The organism is Enterobacter cloacae complex sp. P14RS (assembly GCF_014895895.1).
Lineage (GTDB): Bacteria > Pseudomonadota > Gammaproteobacteria > Enterobacterales > Enterobacteriaceae > Enterobacter > Enterobacter bugandensis.
In genome coordinates, this window is sequence record NZ_JADBQM010000006.1 from 228,289 (window position 1) to 246,189 (window position 17,901).

Consider the following 17,901-nt stretch of genomic DNA (forward strand, 5'->3'; position numbering starts at 1 on the left):
CTTAATCCTTAAACTGGAGGCGAAGTTATGCCGCCTCCGTGAGGTGAAATAGAATGTTCAGGTGTTGGTTAAATCAGGTCAGAAGGGAATATCGTCGTCGAAGTCCATAGGAGGTTCGCTAGCCTGCTTAGGCTGTTGCGGCTGGCTATTTTGCTGCTTTGGCTGACTATCCGCTTCGCGCTTGCCACCAAGCATTTGCAGTGTTCCGCCAACTCCAACCAGCACCTCTGTGGTGTACTTCTCTGAGCCTGACTGATCTGTCCATTTTCGAGTGCGAAGCTTCCCTTCCAGATACACCTCAGAACCTTTACGCAGATATTCACCAGCAATCTCGGCCAACTTTCCGCTCAGCACCACACGATGCCATTCTGTTTGCTCTTTCTGCTCACCGGTCTGCTTGTCTCGCCATTGTTCCGATGTTGCTACGGTCATGTTGGCAAATACAGCGCCAGAAGGCGCATAGCGCACTTCCGGATCCTGACCCAACCTACCTACAATGATTACCTTGTTGACGCCTCTGCTAGCCATTTATGCCGCCTTATCTGCTGGTTCGAAATCTGATTTACGAGCGTCGTAAACCTCTTTTGCTTTTGACTGGTATTCAGTGCCGCGAAGCGTTCTCCATGCTTCTTCAAACAATGGCTTAAGTTCATCCATGCTTTGTGCATTGCCAGCCATATCAACGAATGATTTAAGCGTTTCTTCGTTAGGGTTAACGCCTGACTCCAGCCAGTTAAGAAGCTGCTTGCCGGTTTCCTCGCTGAGGATTACAGGGTCTGAGTTAGAGAAGAGTTTTGTACGGTCCTTGCTGGCGATTGCATGATGTGTTTCGTGTGCGATATCCAATACGGTAGTGAACTCGTATTCAACGCCGTCACGCTGCTCTGACTTCATACCAAGCTTGGCGACCTTCTTGCGACCGTTCTCTTCTACCTGGGCTGTCTCAGTCTTGCTGCGCATGGTTGCGATGATATGCATAGGCGAACGCAAAATTGCGTCGAGGAAAAGGCGGTGACGCGGGTTTATCTCGCTCCATGCTGACCAGCTGTTGCCGCGATATTTTGCTTTTGCAATTGTGTCTACCAGCTCAAGGCAGCCACCGACGCCACCCCATTCGTGTGTGATGCTGTCGATAACCAGAGATTCATATCCAGCATCCTCAGCTGACTTAATCGCCTCGATGAAGCGCTCAGGAGAGAATGGCGGATCCAATTCCAGCACATCGAATTCAGCCACATCAGAATAAAGTGATGCACTTCCTTTCTCAGTGTCGATGAAAGCAATCTTGCCACCAATTCCTTTGGCAATCAGTAATGCACTGTATGTTTTACCTGATCCACTTGGCCCGGTAAGTGCCAGCCGTAGCTTGGCTTTCTTTCTCATGGCTTTTTCGAATTTCATGGTATTCACCTTTTAGAACGGGCACCCGCCCAGAAAATAACGTTGATTAAGCACCTCTAAACGAGATAGGTTGAGATACATACGCATGCGCTCTCTGTCACCCCTGTAACGCCACAGCAGAGCCTGCATCGTCGTCACGCGGCGTACTCTCTGACTCTCTTCGACTGTTGTTGTCGGCTGCATGGAAACCTCCTTCGCTGCCAATTAAATCTTTCATCAAGTGGTAAAACTGCTCGTCTGACATGTCTCTGATGCTCATGATTTTCGGTACCACGGCATGTTGATTGCAGTCTTCATGGCTTCATGAGCCTCTTGCCACATGCGACCATCACCTAGATATCGAGCGATAACCGCTTTGCTCTGCGCTGCTTTGAGCAGGTTGTGATTTATAACTGGTGACATAAACCCTCCAGGTGCTTACGGGCAGCACGGATAAGACGGCGAACACGTTTGGATAATTCGGATTCGGTTGGATGATAGGCGGACACGACGGCACCGCCCGCGATAGCAAATGTCATCGTGGGATTCCTTATGTTGTGTGTGATTGCATAGCGACTGAACACTTGAAAAAAATGTTCACTCAGATGCAGGCATGAAAAAGCCGCACAGTGGCGGCTATTTAGAAATTTTGTGCATGTCTTTAACTCGGTACTTCCTAACCTCTGTTTCATCAACACCACAGCAAATACAAAGACAAACATCCTCCATTTCGTCATGAATAGTATTGGTAGCAGGAGTCTGGACTGGTACGTCAACCCAGGAGTTTGATTTCATCTGCCGGATAACTTTATATCGGTACATTTCGTTATGTGCATAGTGACGTTTTTGTTCAATATTGGCGTAATCACCAAACTCAAAGTTCATATTTCCTCCAGGCAAAAAGAAGCCCCGACTAGCGGGGCAAATCAGACAACAAGGGATTTTTCCATCTAACAGAGCACTATCGAATCGTCTCCGATAGTACGGTGCGGTATTACACCCAATAGCTAACTCAGAGAATTAGCTATTAGTTGCTATTCGCCTGGTGGTTCAGGTAATGGCATCCAGTGAGTTACACCATAACCACCCTCCAGCGGGAAAATGTTTACTGTTGCTCCGCCTCGTCTGAATGTCGCTCCAGTAAATTCAGCATCGTGAATGCTTGGGGGAACATATTCGCTGTTGAAGTTGATGAAGATAAGCACCTTGTCGTTCTTTTTAGGCATCCCCTCACTACACTTAATCCACTCCATCACTCCTCCCCCAGAGCCTTGCTGATGGTTGCGCGAGCCATCTCGACATCTTCATGGTGCAATTCACATTTACCGTCATCGTGATAGCTGATGATCAACTGAAGTGCTGCGAGCAAATCAGGAGCTGCTGCTATCAGCTTTGTATTTGCATCTCGAACTGCCCAGTCCTTGTCATTTGCAACCTGGTTGGTTATCGCCACCGAAACACGACCTAAAGAGTCAATATTCCAGCGAGCATCAACGCCATCCACATCTACCACCCACGGACCAGGCGTACCATTAAACTCTTTCATATTCACCTCTGTGGCTTGCTGCCAAAAGAAGGCCGACTATGCGGCCTTGCGACGATTGCTTTTCTTAACCAAGCGTCGGTAGTTGCGATGCGTTTTATTTTGCAGCTGTTGCCATGTGCTGGATGATTCAGCAATACCGTAACTGCTGAAATTGTTTCCCTTATCGTTCATAACTACCTCGCTGTTACGTTATTAGACTTACGATGGCCAGCTGCGAAAAGCGCCACTTCTGGCAGGCACACAGCGCCACCTTCAACTTCCTTCTGACGCGTTCCGGCAAGCGAAATGGCCTTCGAAACTCGTGTACTGCATGTGCTATTTGCTACCCGGCGCGCAAGAGAAGCGTCCTGCATTGCCTTTTCACGTTGAGCTTGTCTGCGTGCTCTGCGGCGATTTCTGGCGTTATCATCAGCCAGGTAAGTAACGATTATCATGTTGACCTCCGATGATTGGCTTTGGTTGGGAAGGCCCTCTGTGGGCGACCTCCACGCCTTTTGCGTGGCGCTCTAAGCTTGACTTGCTTGAAATTTTTCATCGTGCGCACTCAGAAAAGCTGCTTGCAAGCTCTTGCAACCGTCACCACCATCGCGAATGGTCGACTACCGGTTAACACTGAGCCACCTCCCACCAAAGCCAACTACTCTTTGGTTCCCGCATTTCGGCGGGACAATCCCATCAATGTTAAAGAGCGATTCACCGTCCTGGCGAGTAGTGCGTCCTGCTGATGGAGTAAAATTAGCACCATGCTAAATTGATAGCAAGTGCTAGATGCTAAAAAATTAGCGTGAATTGCTAAAGAGATGTTTTTGAAGGGAAAATAATTTAGCGTAAAGCTGATGTGATATTTACATTGGGCAACAAAAAACCCGCACTAGGCGGGTTGGATGTATTGCTGTGGAGGTATTAGTAGGTTACGGATGACCAGAAGACGCGGCCAATCACTCGAATATCAGATGATGGTCTTATTTCTTCAGGGTGCTCTTCGCTGTTGTAACTCCTGATCCGAATCATTCCACCAGGCATTGCATACAACAGTTTTACACGTAGTAAATCGCCGTAGTCGATAGCATACATCTTGCCGTCTTTAACTTCCTTGCAGCCAGTATCAACTCCGACCGTAGAACCGTTAGGCAGCACCGGTTCCATACTATTACCGATAACCTCAACACATACAGCGTTAGTGAACTGTATGTTCAGTTTTCGAAGTGTAGATTTTGCGAATCTCAACTTATATCCATTATGGTCTTCACGAAAGGTGCTTCCAGCTCCTGCGGCTAACTGCACTTCCTTCAGGAACGGGATCTCAACTTCATCATCATCCAGTGATGTCTGGTTATCCCAAGGTTCAATCCCGCCGATTATCTTAGCCTCACCTCGATTCTCGGCTTCCTCTAACTCTGGATGTAATTGATCTAACCAGCCATGTGGAAGGTTTAGGTTTAGTTCAATTTTGCGAGCAAGGTCATCACCTAAATTTCGTACTGCTTTTTCACCCAGTATCTGGCTGAGGGTAGAGGGTGACGTACCGACCTTTTCTGCAAAGTCAGCTTTCGTGATTCCACTGCGGATAGCAAGGTTCTGCTGATAGCGGAGGTTGGTCCGCCTGATGTCTTTTATGTCCATGCTCAAATCATCCCATCTTTTAGCACGGCGATAAATATGCATAAAGCTAAACTCTCTCTTGATTTAAATTTAGCATGGCGCTAATATTTGTATTGTGCATTAGCAGATGGAGCACCTATGGAAACCAACGTTAAGCAGTTTGAACAGATGAATGATCTGCTTCGCTGGAGAAAACAGGCCTCCAAGGAAGATTGGGAAAAGCTGGCGAAGCTTGCCAATACAACTCCTGGGAACCTGGACCAGCTGGCTTATGGATATCGCGGAGCATCCGCACAGAAGGCAAGTGACATTGCAAACGCATCCTTGAACTTCCGTTTCCCTAAGCCTGTAACCAAAGAAGCAATCGCCTTTCCTCCAGTACGGAAAGTGACAAGCAGTAAAGCAGCTTAAGCAGTACCGCTCTTTAACAGCTCTGGCCTCATTCCCGCCGAAATGCGGGGATAAACCAACGCATCAACCGATGCGTAAACACTTATTAACTAAAGGAAGTATTACAAATGGAACACGCAAGTTACAGCAAGCCAACCCAGCGAGACATTGATCGTGCTGAGACAGATTTACTCATCAACCTCTCTACAGTCACTCAGCGTGGCTTAGCGAAGATGGTGGGATGTCATGAGTCGAAGATAAGCCGAACTGACTGGCGCTTCATAGCGGCGGTTCTGTGCGCTTTTGGGATGGATTCAGATATCAGTCCGATCAGTCGTGCATTCAGACATGCACTGGAAGGATTAACCAAAGAAAAGGCCCCGATGAGCGGTAACTCATTCGAGGCCTGAGAACACTGTGTTACGTCAACACTATTCACAGGAGATATTTTAATGCGAAAGCGTAAAAAGTACCAGGAAAAAGAAGAGATTCGACACCCTGATTCACCTGAAGGATTAGTGAATGCAGCTGCCAATAACCGAGCGTTCGCAGAGCGTCTTATTGGCGTTTACAGACTAGCCAAAGCAGGAGTTAAGAATGGGCGTCGTTAAGTTTTCAGACTACCAACCTCAACGCGAGGTAGTGGAGCGCAAAGTGGCGAGTCTTGATGATGGTTACATGCGTGTAGCTACCAGCATCGGGAAGCTTAAGCCAAAACTGAAACTTGCAGGTCGTGAACATCAGGTTCTGGACGCCGTTATCTACTGCACCTTTGGCTGGAATAAGTCGGAGGACAAGGTAACGAATACATACCTGGCTGAAGTGACAGATCTGGATGATTCAGATGTAGCGGCAGCCCTGAATGTTCTGGCAGAACGCAAGATTATAAACCTCAGGAAAGTGGGTGGATTCAAGCTGGTCAGTGTGAACGTCAGCATTGATAAATGGGTTCTCGAAAAGACCCCGAAAACACCGCCCAAAAAGTTGGGCGAAACCACCCAAAATGTTGGGCGAAAAAAGGTTTCAAGTTGGGCGAAACCACCCGACACCAAAGACAGTCTTACCAAAGACAATAAAACCCCCCTTAATCCCCCAGAGGGGATTGAAGCGCTCGCTCTGGATTGTCTTGATTATTACAACGGTCTTGCAGGGGCAAGATGTTCATCACCTGACGCGTTTGTGAAAGCCCTTAGCACTGTGAAAGCCAAAGGGGTTTGTTACTCGGTTGATGAGCTTAAGCTGGTAATCAAATGGGCTGTAACATGCTGGACTAAGCGCAAGACACCGCCAAAGCCAAACAACATCTGCACTATGACTCGCTTCGATGGCTATCTGTCAGATGCTCTGGTTTGGGCTGATGGGCAGGGAAGCAATCCTGCAACCTGTCCTCATGCAGAAATCATTGCTCTGTGGAACGATAAATTCCCGGCCAAGGCTGTATCACCTCACGAATGGAATCGCCGCCGTCCTGCGCATCGCGATCTGGAAGCGGTGTGGAACGGCAAAACGTCACAAGGTAACTGGCGCGAGCTCAAGCACATGGGAATGGCCTTCGACCTGATAGGCAAATCATCCCTGTTCACGACAAAAGGCGATCAGCCTTGGTTAACACTGGACTGGATACTTAACCCTAAGAATTGGGGTTCTGTGTACGAGCAGGCCATCAACGAGCACAAGCAGCGTAAAGGAGTCACTGCATGAGCAGGTTTGTAGATTCATACATCGAGCGCAACGTTCTTGGCTCAATCATGCTTGGAAGGGATGAATTCGCCGATGCAGCTCAAGATGCCATCGAGGGACTGAGCGAAAGCGATTTCACTGTGTATGCGCACAAGGTCGTATTAAGCACGCTGAAGAAGCTCAACTCAATCGGCTCCCCAGTTGACCTACTGACGGTCACCTCAGACATTGAGGCTCGCGGAGAGCTCGACAAGGTTGGTGGATTCGCATATCTGGCGGAAACAACGAAAGACATCCCGTCGCTTCGTAACCTTCCTGCGTACGTTCAGAAGCTAAAAGAGTTCACATCCGGTCGCATGATGATTCAGATGCTGCAGGAAGGGATTCAGAAGCTTTCTGAGCCTACTACTGACAGCGTGCAGGACATCATCGGCAATATCCAGACCAGCATCGGAGCGATTGAGGCATTCAGCGAGTCAGGAACGCGCCACATACTTGATGGAATTGAGATCGCAATTGACGAGGTTGAGTCAATCATCAATGGCGACATCTGGAAGCACCGGACTGAGCTTGGGCTAACGGACATCGACAAGGCGTTTGGTGGTTTCAATAACACGGATTTCATCGTTGTAGGCGGTCGCCCCGGCACTGGCAAAACAATGTTCAGCACCACGGTTACTGAGACTGTGGCACTGAAAAGCAAGAAGCCTGTGATGTTCTTCAGCCTTGAAATGCCTATCGAGCAGATTTCTCAGCGCATCGCGTTCCACCGCGCCGGGGTCAGCAAAGAGGGCCTGCTTGGCACGAATGGAAAGAATCAGGATACCGAATGGGCAAAGGTTGGAAAGTGCCTGGAAGAATTCGGCACCGCGCCGATACACATCAACGACAAAACATCCCTGAGCATTCACCATCTACGTGCTGAAGCTCGCAGGATGCACAAGAAGCTTGGCGGACTTGGAGTTATCGTCGTCGATTATCTGCAGAAGATGAAGATGACCAATCCGGAAAACATGAACCAATCAGTTGGTGAAATTGCTACCGGCCTGAAGAACCTTGCAAAGGAATTGCGCTGCCCGGTTATCGCATTGTCCCAGCTGAGTCGTAAGTGTGAGGAACGCGCCAACAAGCGCCCGCTTAACTCTGACTTGCGAGAGTCTGGTGTTATCGAGCAGGAGGCCGACGTAATTTTCATGGTTTACCGCGATGAGAAATACAACCCGCAAACAGAGCTTAAAGGCGTAACCGAAATCATCTGCACCAAATCACGACACGCCCCCGGCGCAGAGAAAACCTACTACTTCAGCAACAAACACTCAGGTCTTGACCCGTACGCATTCGTTCAGAACGAGCTACGCAGCTATCAGGACGAATACGAGTGTTAGGAGATAATTCATGAACACACGAGAAAAAATACTCAACCATCTCGAAAACAACAAACCAACATCTGCAAGAGAGTTTCACCAGCTTACCGGCGCACCAAAATCCCGCATTACCCAATTACTCCGCGAACTCACAGAATCAGGCCAGCTTGAAATCCACAGCGTCCATAACGGCATCAAGCGTTATCGACTGACTGAGCTTCATGCTAACCGTCGCCAGGCGATTCTGGACTGGCTGGATAGCGGTAGCGAAGGAACTTCAGGAGCTATCTCAGCAGCAACCGGAGTAGACCTGCAAATGACAGCACAGATTCTGGCATCTCTAAGCAAGCAGGGTGAGGTTTATCGTGAGTGGTTAGGCCGCGAGAAGGTCTGGCTGTATCGCAAGAATGCACCGTTTACCTTCGGTTGCGCCAATCAGATGACTGCATTTATCAACCAGAGATTAAGAGAGGTGCGAAGTGTTTAAGAAAGGTCAGCTTGTGAAGCGCGTTAACTCTCCACTGCTTTGGGTGGTTAGAGATCGTCAGTTCGACGGCAACTGCATAATCACATCAACAACAAAGAGCCGATATGACTTTATCGATGAGCGTTTTTTGACTCTTATCGGCAACAACTACCAGCCTAAATCCAACACCCCAGCACGCTGATGGAGAGGAATGATGAGTAACGAAAATGAATTAGCTAAATGGTTGCAAAGCGGTGGATACCTTCCTGAATTTCTTCGCGACTTCCACGACCAGAGAGACGTATTTAAGGCTATGCACGATACCATTGGGAATGCCAACGAAAACGGTAATGCCAGAGATGGACATATCTATGTTATCGATACCTTTCTTTGGTTCATGGGTCGATGCGGGTATACCTTGCAGAAATCAAGGAAAAACGTCGAATTTAAAAACATGCAGGATGACATTGAGCGCAGTAAACAATATCGCCGTGATGCATTTGCTCATGCCATTTCAGAACAACACAATGGCGAGTGATGGAGAGGAATATGGACGAATCAAGAAAGCAGTTTGAGCAATACGCAGCAGGTAGGTTAGGCCTCCCGCTTGAAATGATATCTGATGCTAGAAATGGCGATAGGTACATGCATGCCTTTGACAGCATGAGCGTCATGCAGCCAATAAATGGATGGTGGACATTATGGCAGGAGTCTCGCTCAGCTATCGAGATTGAGCTGCTTGCTGATAAACGAAGGATGGACTGGCTAGTATCTAAAGCGGTTAATGTCCGCGACCCAATGGTTTACGGAAGCCATAGCATGTTCTGGTCTCAGGCCATCACGGATGAAGAAGACGATTATTACGAAACTAAATTACGTGAACAAATCGACGCCGCCATGGAGACTGAAGAGCCATCCGCGCAGCTGGAATCAAAGTGAAGGAGTGAGTATGAGCTTGTTTACATGCGAATGTGAATTCTGTGGAAAGCGGCGATTAAAGCTATTCAGCAAAGCCTATCCATCAATATGGTCGATGTGGAAAGTCTATCGATTCTGCAACAGAGAGTGCGCGAAGAAATTCATCGAGCGAAGCAGGGAAACTGAGCTAAAGCTATGGAGAATGCTTTGCGATACCGTTCAAAGTAAATACTGGGAGTGATTATGCCAATAGTAAAATGGTTTCTATGGCGACGATGGTTATTCAGTAAATGGACAAAAAATTACAAAGAGCAGCCTGTTATGGGGAATCTTCTTAAGACGAACTTCGCCTCCTGCAGGTCATATCCAATAATTTACCGTGACATGGTGAGAATCATTCGAGGACATCATGAGGAAACTAACGTTTGAACTAAGAAGCCCCATTCATCAACAGAACGCCATTCAAGCCATACAGCAAGTTTTACCCTCCTACGACAAGCCAATCATTGTAACAATCTCAGAAAGAACTCGCTCAGCAGTCCAGAACAAACGTTTGTGGGCCACTTTGCGCGATATCTCTTTGCAGGTCGAATGGCACGGAAGATGGCTGGATGCTGAAAGCTGGAAGTGCATCTTCACCGCAGCGTTAAAACAGCAGGACGTTGTGCCTAACCTCGCCGGCAATGGATTCGTGGTGATAGGACAGTCAACCAGCAAGATGCGCGTCAGTGAATTCGGAGAGCTTCTTGAGCTTATCCAGGCATTCGGTGCAGAGAAGAATGTTAAGTGGTCTGATGAGGCTAGATTAGCGCTTGAGTGGAAAGCCAGATTCGGAGATGCGGCATGATATGAAAATGACATGGTTTCACCATCACGACCTCACAAACGAAGAAGCAACTCAGTTAATCACGGCCTACCAATCCCGCAACGTAAAAACTCAACGAACGCTAAGCGCAGACCCTCGGTTATGGGTGGTTTCCGCATTGCTTCCAGAGTACGCCAGCGAGCCAAAGGGTAGGAGTCAGTATCAATCCAGAATGTGGAGTTAGCTATGAGCGCATAAGAAGACTATATCGAGCGTTTCTCTGACCTCATGGAAGATGCAGAAAGCGAAGGAGTCGACGGCATAAACATCATGATGAATTACCTGATGGCTTATGTGGAGGCAATGACTGAGGACGAAGAAGAGCAGGGAATTATCTGGCAGTTAGGCGACAAAGACCTGGTCATTTCCATTGAGCCAGCAGAACACGAAGCGAGGTTGCATTGATATGGACTATTCACAGTTATCAGATTTTGAAATTAACAAGCGCGTTGGCATTGCATTAGGCAAGGAGCTTATGCCTGATGACTGCCAGGATTTTGGATTATCTGGCTTTCCTGAGGTAATGCTCAGAAATGGGGATTTCAAAGATTATTGCAATGACCCGAATGACGCATGGCCGATTATTGAGAGCAAGTTAATCTGTCTTGCTGCTGATGTATTTGCAGATCCTCATGATGGAGGTAAGTGGGTCGCACAACCTGCCTATGGATGGGAAAAAGAAAGGGTCAGAAGTGATAACCCTCTCCGAGCCGCTATGATTGTCTTCCTCATGATGCAGGACGAAAAACATGCTTAGCCAATCAGAGGCCCAATCCTACGAGCAGCAGAGTATACGTCGAACGTTGTGCGCAGGCTGCACGAAAGAGCTATCAGATGGCGAGGTTCACTGCTGTGAAGAATGTGCCTCACTGGCAATAGCGTATCGCGACCCTAACGGATTTATGACGGAGGAAGAAAGGGATGCTTGAGTTGATTAACTGGATACTAATTGAAAGATGGAAAATTAAATATGCAGTCAGGGACTGGATGAAAGCAGATGCCCATAAGCACCGAGAGCGGTGTGAATATTATTGGAGTCTTCTTGAGTCTGATTATTGCGGGATTAGGCATTGCAAGATATCAAGGCACGACCTCCAAAGAATCCTTCAGTTGCGAGGATATGTTGATGACTAGGAAGCCACGCAGGCGATGTAAAAACGAAGAGTGCAGAGAATGGTTTCACCCTCAACACTCGAACATATGGTGGTGCTCTCCGGAATGCGGAACGAAGATAGCACTTGAGCGACGAAGCAAGGAGAGAGAAAAAGCAGAGAAAGCAGCAGACAAGAAACGACGACGAGAATATCAGCAGCAGAAAGACAAGTTAAAGATTCGAAAGCTCGCCCTAAAGCCCCGCAGTTACTGGATTAAACAAGCCCAACAAGCAGTAAACACCTTCATCAGAGAAAGAGACCGCGACTTACCATGTATCTCGTGCGGAACGTTCACGTCTGCTCAGTGGGATGCCGGGCATTACCGGACTACTGCTGCGGCACCTCAACTCCGATTTGATGAGCGCAATATCCATAAGCAATGCGTCGTGTGCAATCAGCACAAGAGCGGGAATCTGGTTCCTTATCGCGTGATGCTTATCGATCGCATAGGGCATGCAGCGGTAGACGAAATCGAATCTGACCATAAGCGCCATCGCTGGACTACTGAAGAGTGCAAAGCGATTAAGGCGGAGTATCAGCAGAAGCTCAAAGACCTGCGTGAAAGCAGAAGTGAGGCAGCATGACACCCTCTATCAAAACCATTCCTGACATTCTCGTAGAAGTACGCGGTAATCAGTCAGAAGCAGCAAGGCAATTAGCCTGCAGCAGAAATACCATCCTCAGGTATTCACGAGACACCAAAGCTCAATTTCACGCCATCGTTAACGGCGTTCTCATGGTTCATCAAGGCGGCCGAGGTAAAACATGTGCAGCGTAACTAACATCCAGCAAGTCAAATGGCAGCGTCACGCAGATGAGCAGGAGCTTAAATTACTCGATGCGAAAATTGCCGATGCGGAGAAGGCAATGGTGATTCTGCTTCATCATCGTCGTGAGCTGGTTAATCGCTTAGGTCTGAATAAGCCAGATGGTCCGGAGGCTGCGTAGATGGATATCAAAGACTCTCTCGCAAGACTCAAGAAGGTTAACGAGGAAAATAAAACCCCAATCACCGTTAACAGAGGGCTGCTTAAGTCCGCACTGATGGAAATTGAACTTCAGAGCAAATGCCATGGAGAATCATTCGCTACAAGAATGGTTGTGGCTCGACTCAAAGATGCGCTGGAGATAAAGCCATGAAACACACACCGATATTCGGCATGGTCAACTTCATCGACGATGCTCATTTCCGCCGCGTATGGAAGCACCCAAAGAAAACCATTAACTCACGGCAGAAAGCATGGGTTCACTACATGCTGCAGGTATGGGGAAAGGTTAATGCCGGTGATGATTCTCCAGGAGGTGCAATCAACGTTATCGGTCGCCTGATGATTCGTAGTCAGTGGAGTGATGACAAGGCTAAGCAGATTGAGTCTGTTGTCATGCGCCTTTACGAAGAAGATGGACTGCGTGGAGATGCGCTCTATCAGAAAGCTCGCGAGCTGGTCATCCCTCTATCATCGTTCAGCAACATCATCGCTCTCGCCAAAGAATCCGATGATGCTGCTTTCGTTGAACGTGTGATGGTCAAGACGTTTCACCGTGAAAGCCCCGTCCGCGATGTAGCTATTAAGCGATATTGCAATCGCAATTGCACGCAAGATATCGCCAGGCTGATGAATGCAGTAACAGGAATGGATATCCAGTCATGCAGACGCAGGGTTGTATGGTGTGAAAACGTGCTCGATTCAGAAATCTTTTATGCGATGAAACGCGAAATTGAGAAGGAATTTCCACAAGCAGCATAATATTTAGGCAAATTGTCCTAAATAACTTGCGAACGCGAAATGGAAGTAGTACATTTTGAGTATGCTCGGAGCAAAAGCGAACAGAGCAGCCAAACAAACAAGCCCTGAGGTTCACGCCTTGGGGCTTTTTGCGTTCATACCGATAGCAAAACACATCGTCATCGTGGCGGCGTTATCTTGCATGAGGCGGAAGAGTAGCGCTCCTTCCCGGCAATGCCCACGAAACGGGCTACTAACAGAGCCATAGCCTCTGTTCATCTCATCTGATGATGCATCACGCTATGGCCTTCTAAGCACGACCTTTCTGAAAGCGTCCTATCACCAATCACCAGAACACATCCAGATACCCTTGCACATTCGTGGCGACGGGGTAGGACGTTTTACACAAATGAAAAACCCAGCGCATGGCTGGGCTTCGTGAAGATGGGTGGCAAGAGACTGCGTCAACAGCCTCTTGCCTGATTTGCTCATGCCTTTAGTCACGAACAAACCACGTTACCGCAAAATGTATCCTGGATTTGTTCTCAAATACATCAACCTTTTCTTAATAATGAACAAATCCCCCGCAATGAGGGGTAGAGCATGTTCCGCATGAATACAAGCAACGGATTCTGGTCCTACTTTTGGTCAGGTCTAACGGGATTTTTCGCCATGCTAACTCTTCAGGATGTCCTCTTCGCCCTGGGATTTGCCATCACGGCGACATTCACCTGGCTGACATACAGGTCTAACGACCGAAAGAACAAAGCAGCGATTGAAGAAGATCGCAAACGAACAGACATCCTCAAGGCTGCCTATGCCAGAGGTGATGTTGCGAACATTACCGAAGCAGCTGCAATTGTGAAGAGCATAGATGCAGAGCTTCAGCCTCAGGATTCAACTAATGGCAATTCCAGCAAAATTACGTAATGCACTGGTAGCTGCATCAGTTGCCGGTTCTATATCTATTGCAGGCGTACTGATACAAGACCAGGAAGGCGTGGTTTATAAGCCATATCTTGATCCGATAGGAATTCCAACCGTATGCGCTGGTGTGACTGGCGCAGATGTGAAGATGGGAAAGACCTACACAAAGGTTGAGTGTGATGCACTTCTGTACAAACATATGCAGCCAGCCATTAAGTCGGTTGATGGTTCAGTTAAAGTGAAGCTGAATGATTACCAGAAGGCTGCCCTCTACTCATTCACCTACAACGTAGGAACTGGTGCTTTTCAGTACTCCACGCTGCTGAAGAAACTTAACCGCAACGATATTCCTGGTGCGTGTGATGAATTGCGTCGCTGGACATATGCCGGTGGTAAGCAGTGGAAAGGTCTAATCAATCGCCGAGAAGTGGAGCGCCAGTTATGCTATGGAAAACCGTAGTAGCTCACTGGAAGGTGATTGTATTTGCTCTGATGTTCGTATGGGTGGTTATTGCAGGCAAGGTAGCTAACACCTACCACGATAAGTACCTGCAGGCTGATAAAGACCTGAAGTTAGCCGCGCAGACAATCAGCGACATGCAGACCCGCCAGCGCGACGTTGCCACTCTCGATGCCAAATACACACAGGAACTTGCCGATGCGAAAGAAACCATTGAGCGTCTGCATAGCGACGTCATTGCTGGTCGTAAGCGGCTGCAGCTCAACGCAACATGCAAGGGTAACTCCTCCGGAACCTCCGGCATGGATGATGCTACCAGCCCCCGACTTACTGACTCCGCTGAACGGGATTATTTCACCCTCAGACAGCGAATCGAAACAGTCACCAAGCAACTAACCGGATTGCAGGAATACGTAAGAGCGCAATGCCTGAGGTAGCCAATGCGAAAACGAGAGCGTGAAATAACGCTGCTCTACGGAATGTCACTCATACGCGATGACGTTCTTAACCACCCGCTACCAAAGCATTCAGCAAAAGACAGATTGATTATCTTCGTGCATTACGCGTTTGCATTCGCTTCTGTCATCACACTGGCGGCTGCATCAATCATCCTGATTCTTTCGTTCATCCCCACCACGGGATAACAACTAAAGGTGTTTCAGTGGAAATCAAAATAAATAACCTTCCAGGCTTCGCAATCATGCGGTCTGAACATTCCATTTCTATGGAGATGGTTGAGGTGAAGGTACCTGTTGCACTTAAGATTGAAAAATTCATTGCCGATTGGTGGTTTCCATTATTAGCGCCGCCAGTCTGGTTCGCATTTATCGTGTGGATTTATCAATACCTATAACGGAGCCAACAATGGCAGACATTACCCAAATGACAGATGCACAGAAACTGAAGCTCGAAGTCTACCGCCTGGTGATGAATGACTCAGCAGCTACCGAAAAGGCCATTGAGTTTATTGCTGGTAGTGAACTTAACTTTGAGCTTTTCAAAGATGCATATGCCAAGACAGCAAATGAGCCGACTGCGCTAGCTAAAACTGAAAAGGCCATTCGTGAGGCCAAAGAAGTCCTCGACCTGTTCACTACTGGAGTCTGACATGCCACTGAAGAAAGGTAAGTCGAAGAAGGTTGTCGGCGAGAACATCGCTACCGAGATGAAAGCCGGCAAACCAAAAGACCAGGCTATCGCTATTGCCATGAACAAGGCTGGCAAAAAGAAACCCAAGAAAGGAGCTAAGTAATGGCTATCACTGCAATTCAGACAGCAACGGCTGGTTCAATCGCTAACCTCGTTCCGGTGGTTAAATCGCATATCGCCGCATCACGCTATCCGCAAGGAGGGCTGGTAGGGGTAAAAGCTACTTCCACCAAGACAGAATACTTCCAGGTGGTGGCGACAGGAGGTACAGCAGCAACTGACTACGACATCGTGGTAAGCACAGATCGCGCTGACTTCACTGTTAAATGCAACGCAAAGATTACTGATGGGTTCCTGCCATTAGGCGACATGAGTGTTATCCAGTTAACACCAGGGCGCACAGTAGAGTACGCACAAGCATTCACTAAGGCGTAATGGGATATGGCGACTGATAACAAACCTGGTCGCCCCTCTGACTATATGCCGGAGGTGGCTGACGACATATGCGCGCTGCTTGCTTCTGGCGAAAGCTTACTGAAAGTCTGTAAGCGGCAGGGAATGCCCGATAAGTCTACGGTGTTTCGCTGGCTAGCCGCACATGAAGAATTTCGCGACAAGTACGCAAAAGCGACGGAGGCCAGGGCTGACGCAATATTCGAAGAGATGTTCGATATCGCAGATGATGCGTTACCTGACTCTGCTGAGGTGGCAAAGGCAAGGCTTCGCGTTGACACCCGTAAATGGGCGCTGGCCAGAATGAATCCCCGCAAGTATGGCGATAAGGTAACTAACGAACTTGTCGGTAAGGACGGCGGAGCTATCCAGATTGAAACCTCACCAATGAGTACGCTATTCGGAAAATGACAACGATTAACCCTATCTTCCAACCGTTCATCGAGGCGCATCGCTACAAAGTCGCCAAGGGCGGTCGAGGTAGCGGTAAGTCATGGGCAATAGCAAGATTACTTATAGAGGCAGCAAGGCGTCAGGCGGTTCGAATTCTGTGTGCTCGTGAATTGCAGAACAGCATCAGTGACTCAGTAATCAGGTTGCTTGAGGACACAATAGAGCGCGAAGGTTATGCGGCTGAGTTCGAAATACAGCGATCTATGATTCGACATCTTGGCACTAACGCCGAGTTCATGTTCTACGGCATCAAGAACAACCCGACTAAGATTAAATCCCTTGAAGGTATCGACATCTGTTGGGTGGAAGAGGCTGAGGCTGTAACGAAGGAATCATGGGATATCCTCATTCCAACAATCCGTAAGCCGCACTCTGAAATATGGGTGAGTTTCAACCCGAAGAACATCCTTGACGACACCTATCAGCGATTCGTTGTCGATCATCCAGACGACATCTGCCTGCTGACGGTTAACTACACCGATAACCCACACTTCCCTGAAGTTCTTCGCCTGGAGATGGAGGAGTGCAAGCGACGCAATCCAACTCTCTATCGTCACATCTGGCTAGGTGAGCCAGTAAGCGCAAGTGATATGGCAATCATCAGTCGTGAATGGCTGGAAGCAGCTACAGATGCGCATAAGAAGCTTGGATGGAAAGCCAGAGGCGCAGTTATCGCAGCTCACGACCCATCAGACACAGGTCCGGATGCCAAAGGCTATGCAATGCGTCACGGCTCAGTGGTTAAGCGGATAGCCGAAGGCACCTTGATGGATGTCAATGAAGGTGCTGACTGGGCTGCTGATTTGGCAATCGGAGATAATGCAGATCACTTCCTGTTTGACGGTGACGGTCTGGGTGCTGGCCTGCGCAGGCAGATAACCGATTCGTTCAGTGGTAAGAAAGTTACCGTAACGATGTTCAAGGGTAGCGAATCACCATTCGATGAAGATGCGCCGTATCAGGCTGGAGCATGGGCTGATGAAGTGGTGCAGGGTGACAACATTCGCACTATCGGTGATGTATTCCGCAATAAGCGAGCGCAGTTCTATTACACGCTGGCTGACAGGCTATATCTGACATACCGCGCAGTTGAGCATGGTGAATATGCTGACCCTGACGAAATGCTGAGCTTCGACAAGGAAGCTATCGGCGAGAAGATGCTTGAGAAGCTATTCGCAGAACTCACGCAGATACAACGCAAATTCAACGGTAACGGCAAGCTTGAGCTCATGACCAAAGTAGACATGAAGCAGAAGCTTGGCATTCCATCTCCAAACCTGGCAGACGCACTGATGATGTGCATGCACTGCCCGGCATTAGCTCCAGAAGAAACGGACATCTACGTTCCCTCATCCTCCGGTTGGTAA

34 protein-coding genes are annotated in these 17,901 nt (G+C 48.3%); 24 read left to right on the forward strand and 10 right to left on the reverse strand.

What is annotated here, in order from left to right:
- Nucleotides 1-78 precede the first annotated feature (78 nt).
- The 10 genes from ssb to IM295_RS05120 form a co-directional block, all read right to left on the reverse strand.
- The gene (gene ssb / locus IM295_RS05080; RefSeq protein ID WP_193066323.1) at nt 79-528 is read right to left on the reverse strand and encodes a single-stranded DNA-binding protein; all 450 of its coding nucleotides are present in this window, start codon (nt 526-528) and stop codon (nt 79-81) included.
- Nucleotides 529-1,401: an ATP-binding protein gene (locus IM295_RS05085; protein WP_193066324.1), complete on the reverse strand. Its 873-nt coding sequence runs from the start codon at nt 1,399-1,401 to the stop codon at nt 529-531. It abuts the gene before it with no gap.
- 12 nt (nt 1,402-1,413) lie between these two features.
- A complete protein-coding gene (locus IM295_RS05090; protein ID WP_045347005.1) occupies nt 1,414-1,584 on the reverse strand; it encodes a hypothetical protein in 171 nt (56 codons plus the stop codon).
- A 72-nt stretch (nt 1,585-1,656) separates the two neighbouring features.
- Nucleotides 1,657-1,803, reverse strand: coding sequence for a host cell division inhibitory peptide Kil (locus IM295_RS05095; protein ID WP_193066325.1), 147 nt, complete (start codon nt 1,801-1,803; stop codon nt 1,657-1,659).
- Entirely contained in the window at nt 1,788-1,919 is a 132-nt protein-coding gene (locus tag IM295_RS23285) for a hypothetical protein (protein WP_193066326.1), read from the reverse strand. Before IM295_RS23285 ends, IM295_RS05095 begins: the two co-directional genes overlap by 16 nt.
- Before the next feature lie 97 nt (nt 1,920-2,016).
- A complete protein-coding gene (locus IM295_RS05105) occupies nt 2,017-2,265 on the reverse strand; it encodes a hypothetical protein (protein ID WP_193066327.1) in 249 nt (82 codons plus the stop codon).
- Nucleotides 2,266-2,414: 149 nt separating this feature from the next.
- The gene (locus tag IM295_RS05110) at nt 2,415-2,633 is read right to left on the reverse strand and encodes a DUF551 domain-containing protein (protein WP_193066328.1); all 219 of its coding nucleotides are present in this window, start codon (nt 2,631-2,633) and stop codon (nt 2,415-2,417) included.
- Nucleotides 2,633-2,926: a hypothetical protein gene (locus tag IM295_RS05115; protein ID WP_193066329.1), complete on the reverse strand. Its 294-nt coding sequence runs from the start codon at nt 2,924-2,926 to the stop codon at nt 2,633-2,635. Before IM295_RS05115 ends, IM295_RS05110 begins: the two co-directional genes overlap by 1 nt.
- A gap of 173 nt (nt 2,927-3,099) precedes the next feature.
- A complete protein-coding gene (locus IM295_RS23025; RefSeq protein WP_226859423.1) occupies nt 3,100-3,360 on the reverse strand; it encodes a hypothetical protein in 261 nt (86 codons plus the stop codon).
- A 469-nt stretch (nt 3,361-3,829) separates the two neighbouring features.
- Complete coding sequence (locus IM295_RS05120; RefSeq protein WP_045259810.1) at nt 3,830-4,591, reverse strand: S24 family peptidase; 762 nt, start codon at nt 4,589-4,591, stop codon at nt 3,830-3,832.
- 75 nt (nt 4,592-4,666) lie between these two features.
- Here IM295_RS05120 and IM295_RS05125 point away from each other — a divergent pair, with 75 nt between their 5' ends.
- From IM295_RS05125 to IM295_RS05245, 24 genes are all read left to right on the forward strand, one after another.
- Nucleotides 4,667-4,939 (forward strand): transcriptional regulator, encoded by a 273-nt coding sequence (locus IM295_RS05125; RefSeq protein WP_226859424.1) that lies wholly within the window; start codon nt 4,667-4,669, stop codon nt 4,937-4,939.
- Between the two features lie 107 nt (nt 4,940-5,046).
- On the forward strand, nt 5,047-5,328 hold the full coding sequence (locus IM295_RS05130) for a CII family transcriptional regulator (RefSeq protein ID WP_193066330.1): 282 nt from the start codon (nt 5,047-5,049) through the stop codon (nt 5,326-5,328).
- 42 nt (nt 5,329-5,370) lie between these two features.
- Nucleotides 5,371-5,529 (forward strand): hypothetical protein, encoded by a 159-nt coding sequence (locus IM295_RS05135; RefSeq protein WP_193066331.1) that lies wholly within the window; start codon nt 5,371-5,373, stop codon nt 5,527-5,529.
- Nucleotides 5,516-6,619 (forward strand): replication protein, encoded by a 1,104-nt coding sequence (locus tag IM295_RS05140; protein ID WP_193066332.1) that lies wholly within the window; start codon nt 5,516-5,518, stop codon nt 6,617-6,619. Before IM295_RS05135 ends, IM295_RS05140 begins: the two co-directional genes overlap by 14 nt.
- Nucleotides 6,616-7,983 (forward strand): replicative DNA helicase, encoded by a 1,368-nt coding sequence (locus tag IM295_RS05145; protein ID WP_193066333.1) that lies wholly within the window; start codon nt 6,616-6,618, stop codon nt 7,981-7,983. Before IM295_RS05140 ends, IM295_RS05145 begins: the two co-directional genes overlap by 4 nt.
- Before the next feature lie 10 nt (nt 7,984-7,993).
- A complete protein-coding gene (locus tag IM295_RS05150; RefSeq protein ID WP_193066334.1) occupies nt 7,994-8,449 on the forward strand; it encodes a transcriptional regulator in 456 nt (151 codons plus the stop codon).
- Between the two features lie 190 nt (nt 8,450-8,639).
- Nucleotides 8,640-8,966, forward strand: coding sequence for a hypothetical protein (locus tag IM295_RS05155; protein ID WP_226859425.1), 327 nt, complete (start codon nt 8,640-8,642; stop codon nt 8,964-8,966).
- Nucleotides 8,967-8,977: 11 nt separating this feature from the next.
- Nucleotides 8,978-9,367: a hypothetical protein gene (locus IM295_RS23030; protein ID WP_226859426.1), complete on the forward strand. Its 390-nt coding sequence runs from the start codon at nt 8,978-8,980 to the stop codon at nt 9,365-9,367.
- A gap of 388 nt (nt 9,368-9,755) precedes the next feature.
- Complete coding sequence (locus IM295_RS05165; protein ID WP_193066335.1) at nt 9,756-10,193, forward strand: recombination protein NinB; 438 nt, start codon at nt 9,756-9,758, stop codon at nt 10,191-10,193.
- A 424-nt stretch (nt 10,194-10,617) separates the two neighbouring features.
- A complete protein-coding gene (locus IM295_RS05175) occupies nt 10,618-10,968 on the forward strand; it encodes a phage protein NinX family protein (protein ID WP_193066336.1) in 351 nt (116 codons plus the stop codon).
- Nucleotides 10,961-11,140, forward strand: a complete 180-nt coding sequence (locus IM295_RS05180) for a protein NinF (protein ID WP_193066337.1) — start codon at nt 10,961-10,963, stop codon at nt 11,138-11,140. The genes IM295_RS05175 and IM295_RS05180 overlap by 8 nt, the downstream gene beginning before the upstream one ends.
- 197 nt (nt 11,141-11,337) lie before the next feature.
- On the forward strand, nt 11,338-11,949 hold the full coding sequence (locus tag IM295_RS05185) for a recombination protein NinG (protein ID WP_193066424.1): 612 nt from the start codon (nt 11,338-11,340) through the stop codon (nt 11,947-11,949).
- Nucleotides 11,946-12,143, forward strand: a complete 198-nt coding sequence (locus IM295_RS05190) for a protein ninH (RefSeq protein WP_060568999.1) — start codon at nt 11,946-11,948, stop codon at nt 12,141-12,143. Before IM295_RS05185 ends, IM295_RS05190 begins: the two co-directional genes overlap by 4 nt.
- Complete coding sequence (locus IM295_RS05195) at nt 12,131-12,313, forward strand: hypothetical protein (RefSeq protein ID WP_193066338.1); 183 nt, start codon at nt 12,131-12,133, stop codon at nt 12,311-12,313. The genes IM295_RS05190 and IM295_RS05195 overlap by 13 nt, the downstream gene beginning before the upstream one ends.
- The gene (locus tag IM295_RS05200) at nt 12,314-12,505 is read left to right on the forward strand and encodes a hypothetical protein (protein WP_193066339.1); all 192 of its coding nucleotides are present in this window, start codon (nt 12,314-12,316) and stop codon (nt 12,503-12,505) included.
- Nucleotides 12,502-13,113: a hypothetical protein gene (locus IM295_RS05205; RefSeq protein WP_193066340.1), complete on the forward strand. Its 612-nt coding sequence runs from the start codon at nt 12,502-12,504 to the stop codon at nt 13,111-13,113. Before IM295_RS05200 ends, IM295_RS05205 begins: the two co-directional genes overlap by 4 nt.
- Before the next feature lie 582 nt (nt 13,114-13,695).
- Nucleotides 13,696-14,022: a hypothetical protein gene (locus tag IM295_RS05210; RefSeq protein ID WP_226859427.1), complete on the forward strand. Its 327-nt coding sequence runs from the start codon at nt 13,696-13,698 to the stop codon at nt 14,020-14,022.
- Nucleotides 13,997-14,479, forward strand: a complete 483-nt coding sequence (locus IM295_RS05215) for a lysozyme (protein ID WP_226859428.1) — start codon at nt 13,997-13,999, stop codon at nt 14,477-14,479. Before IM295_RS05210 ends, IM295_RS05215 begins: the two co-directional genes overlap by 26 nt.
- Nucleotides 14,480-14,511: 32 nt before the next feature.
- Nucleotides 14,512-14,916: a lysis protein gene (locus IM295_RS23225; RefSeq protein ID WP_370551799.1), complete on the forward strand. Its 405-nt coding sequence runs from the start codon at nt 14,512-14,514 to the stop codon at nt 14,914-14,916.
- Between the two features lie 427 nt (nt 14,917-15,343).
- Nucleotides 15,344-15,586 carry a DUF2560 family protein gene (locus IM295_RS05225; protein WP_193066342.1) on the forward strand — a complete coding sequence of 81 codons (243 nt, stop codon included), beginning with the start codon at nt 15,344-15,346 and terminating at the stop codon, nt 15,584-15,586.
- Between the two features lies 1 nt (nt 15,587).
- Nucleotides 15,588-15,731: a hypothetical protein gene (locus tag IM295_RS05230; protein WP_193066343.1), complete on the forward strand. Its 144-nt coding sequence runs from the start codon at nt 15,588-15,590 to the stop codon at nt 15,729-15,731.
- Entirely contained in the window at nt 15,731-16,063 is a 333-nt protein-coding gene (locus IM295_RS05235; RefSeq protein WP_193066344.1) for a DUF1737 domain-containing protein, read from the forward strand. The genes IM295_RS05230 and IM295_RS05235 overlap by 1 nt, the downstream gene beginning before the upstream one ends.
- 6 nt (nt 16,064-16,069) lie before the next feature.
- On the forward strand, nt 16,070-16,492 hold the full coding sequence (locus tag IM295_RS05240; RefSeq protein WP_193066345.1) for a ubiquitin carboxyl-hydrolase: 423 nt from the start codon (nt 16,070-16,072) through the stop codon (nt 16,490-16,492).
- Entirely contained in the window at nt 16,489-17,901 is a 1,413-nt protein-coding gene (locus IM295_RS05245; RefSeq protein ID WP_193066346.1) for a PBSX family phage terminase large subunit, read from the forward strand. The genes IM295_RS05240 and IM295_RS05245 overlap by 4 nt, the downstream gene beginning before the upstream one ends.

Excerpts from the sequence above, each read along its gene's own strand:
- ssb (WP_193066323.1), bottom strand. The coding sequence starts at position 528 with ATGGCTAGCAGAGGCGTCAACAAGGTAATCATTGTAGGTAGGTTGGGT.
- IM295_RS05085 (WP_193066324.1), bottom strand. The coding sequence starts at position 1,401 with ATGAAATTCGAAAAAGCCATGAGAAAGAAAGCCAAGCTACGGCTGGCA.
- IM295_RS05090 (WP_045347005.1), bottom strand. The coding sequence starts at position 1,584 with ATGCAGCCGACAACAACAGTCGAAGAGAGTCAGAGAGTACGCCGCGTG.
- IM295_RS05095 (WP_193066325.1), bottom strand. The coding sequence starts at position 1,803 with ATGTCACCAGTTATAAATCACAACCTGCTCAAAGCAGCGCAGAGCAAA.
- IM295_RS23285 (WP_193066326.1), bottom strand. The coding sequence starts at position 1,919 with ATGACATTTGCTATCGCGGGCGGTGCCGTCGTGTCCGCCTATCATCCA.
- IM295_RS05105 (WP_193066327.1), bottom strand. The coding sequence starts at position 2,265 with ATGAACTTTGAGTTTGGTGATTACGCCAATATTGAACAAAAACGTCAC.
- IM295_RS05110 (WP_193066328.1), bottom strand. The coding sequence starts at position 2,633 with ATGGAGTGGATTAAGTGTAGTGAGGGGATGCCTAAAAAGAACGACAAG.
- IM295_RS05115 (WP_193066329.1), bottom strand. The coding sequence starts at position 2,926 with ATGAAAGAGTTTAATGGTACGCCTGGTCCGTGGGTGGTAGATGTGGAT.
- IM295_RS23025 (WP_226859423.1), bottom strand. The coding sequence starts at position 3,360 with ATGATAATCGTTACTTACCTGGCTGATGATAACGCCAGAAATCGCCGC.
- IM295_RS05120 (WP_045259810.1), bottom strand. The coding sequence starts at position 4,591 with ATGCATATTTATCGCCGTGCTAAAAGATGGGATGATTTGAGCATGGAC.
- IM295_RS05125 (WP_226859424.1), top strand. The coding sequence starts at position 4,667 with ATGGAAACCAACGTTAAGCAGTTTGAACAGATGAATGATCTGCTTCGC.
- IM295_RS05130 (WP_193066330.1), top strand. The coding sequence starts at position 5,047 with ATGGAACACGCAAGTTACAGCAAGCCAACCCAGCGAGACATTGATCGT.
- IM295_RS05135 (WP_193066331.1), top strand. The coding sequence starts at position 5,371 with ATGCGAAAGCGTAAAAAGTACCAGGAAAAAGAAGAGATTCGACACCCT.
- IM295_RS05140 (WP_193066332.1), top strand. The coding sequence starts at position 5,516 with ATGGGCGTCGTTAAGTTTTCAGACTACCAACCTCAACGCGAGGTAGTG.
- IM295_RS05145 (WP_193066333.1), top strand. The coding sequence starts at position 6,616 with ATGAGCAGGTTTGTAGATTCATACATCGAGCGCAACGTTCTTGGCTCA.
- IM295_RS05150 (WP_193066334.1), top strand. The coding sequence starts at position 7,994 with ATGAACACACGAGAAAAAATACTCAACCATCTCGAAAACAACAAACCA.
- IM295_RS05155 (WP_226859425.1), top strand. The coding sequence starts at position 8,640 with ATGATGAGTAACGAAAATGAATTAGCTAAATGGTTGCAAAGCGGTGGA.
- IM295_RS23030 (WP_226859426.1), top strand. The coding sequence starts at position 8,978 with ATGGACGAATCAAGAAAGCAGTTTGAGCAATACGCAGCAGGTAGGTTA.
- IM295_RS05165 (WP_193066335.1), top strand. The coding sequence starts at position 9,756 with ATGAGGAAACTAACGTTTGAACTAAGAAGCCCCATTCATCAACAGAAC.
- IM295_RS05175 (WP_193066336.1), top strand. The coding sequence starts at position 10,618 with ATGGACTATTCACAGTTATCAGATTTTGAAATTAACAAGCGCGTTGGC.
- IM295_RS05180 (WP_193066337.1), top strand. The coding sequence starts at position 10,961 with ATGCTTAGCCAATCAGAGGCCCAATCCTACGAGCAGCAGAGTATACGT.
- IM295_RS05185 (WP_193066424.1), top strand. The coding sequence starts at position 11,338 with ATGACTAGGAAGCCACGCAGGCGATGTAAAAACGAAGAGTGCAGAGAA.
- IM295_RS05190 (WP_060568999.1), top strand. The coding sequence starts at position 11,946 with ATGACACCCTCTATCAAAACCATTCCTGACATTCTCGTAGAAGTACGC.
- IM295_RS05195 (WP_193066338.1), top strand. The coding sequence starts at position 12,131 with ATGTGCAGCGTAACTAACATCCAGCAAGTCAAATGGCAGCGTCACGCA.
- IM295_RS05200 (WP_193066339.1), top strand. The coding sequence starts at position 12,314 with ATGGATATCAAAGACTCTCTCGCAAGACTCAAGAAGGTTAACGAGGAA.
- IM295_RS05205 (WP_193066340.1), top strand. The coding sequence starts at position 12,502 with ATGAAACACACACCGATATTCGGCATGGTCAACTTCATCGACGATGCT.
- IM295_RS05210 (WP_226859427.1), top strand. The coding sequence starts at position 13,696 with ATGTTCCGCATGAATACAAGCAACGGATTCTGGTCCTACTTTTGGTCA.
- IM295_RS05215 (WP_226859428.1), top strand. The coding sequence starts at position 13,997 with ATGGCAATTCCAGCAAAATTACGTAATGCACTGGTAGCTGCATCAGTT.
- IM295_RS23225 (WP_370551799.1), top strand. The coding sequence starts at position 14,512 with ATGTTCGTATGGGTGGTTATTGCAGGCAAGGTAGCTAACACCTACCAC.
- IM295_RS05225 (WP_193066342.1), top strand. The coding sequence starts at position 15,344 with ATGGCAGACATTACCCAAATGACAGATGCACAGAAACTGAAGCTCGAA.
- IM295_RS05230 (WP_193066343.1), top strand. The coding sequence starts at position 15,588 with ATGCCACTGAAGAAAGGTAAGTCGAAGAAGGTTGTCGGCGAGAACATC.
- IM295_RS05235 (WP_193066344.1), top strand. The coding sequence starts at position 15,731 with ATGGCTATCACTGCAATTCAGACAGCAACGGCTGGTTCAATCGCTAAC.
- IM295_RS05240 (WP_193066345.1), top strand. The coding sequence starts at position 16,070 with ATGGCGACTGATAACAAACCTGGTCGCCCCTCTGACTATATGCCGGAG.
- IM295_RS05245 (WP_193066346.1), top strand. The coding sequence starts at position 16,489 with ATGACAACGATTAACCCTATCTTCCAACCGTTCATCGAGGCGCATCGC.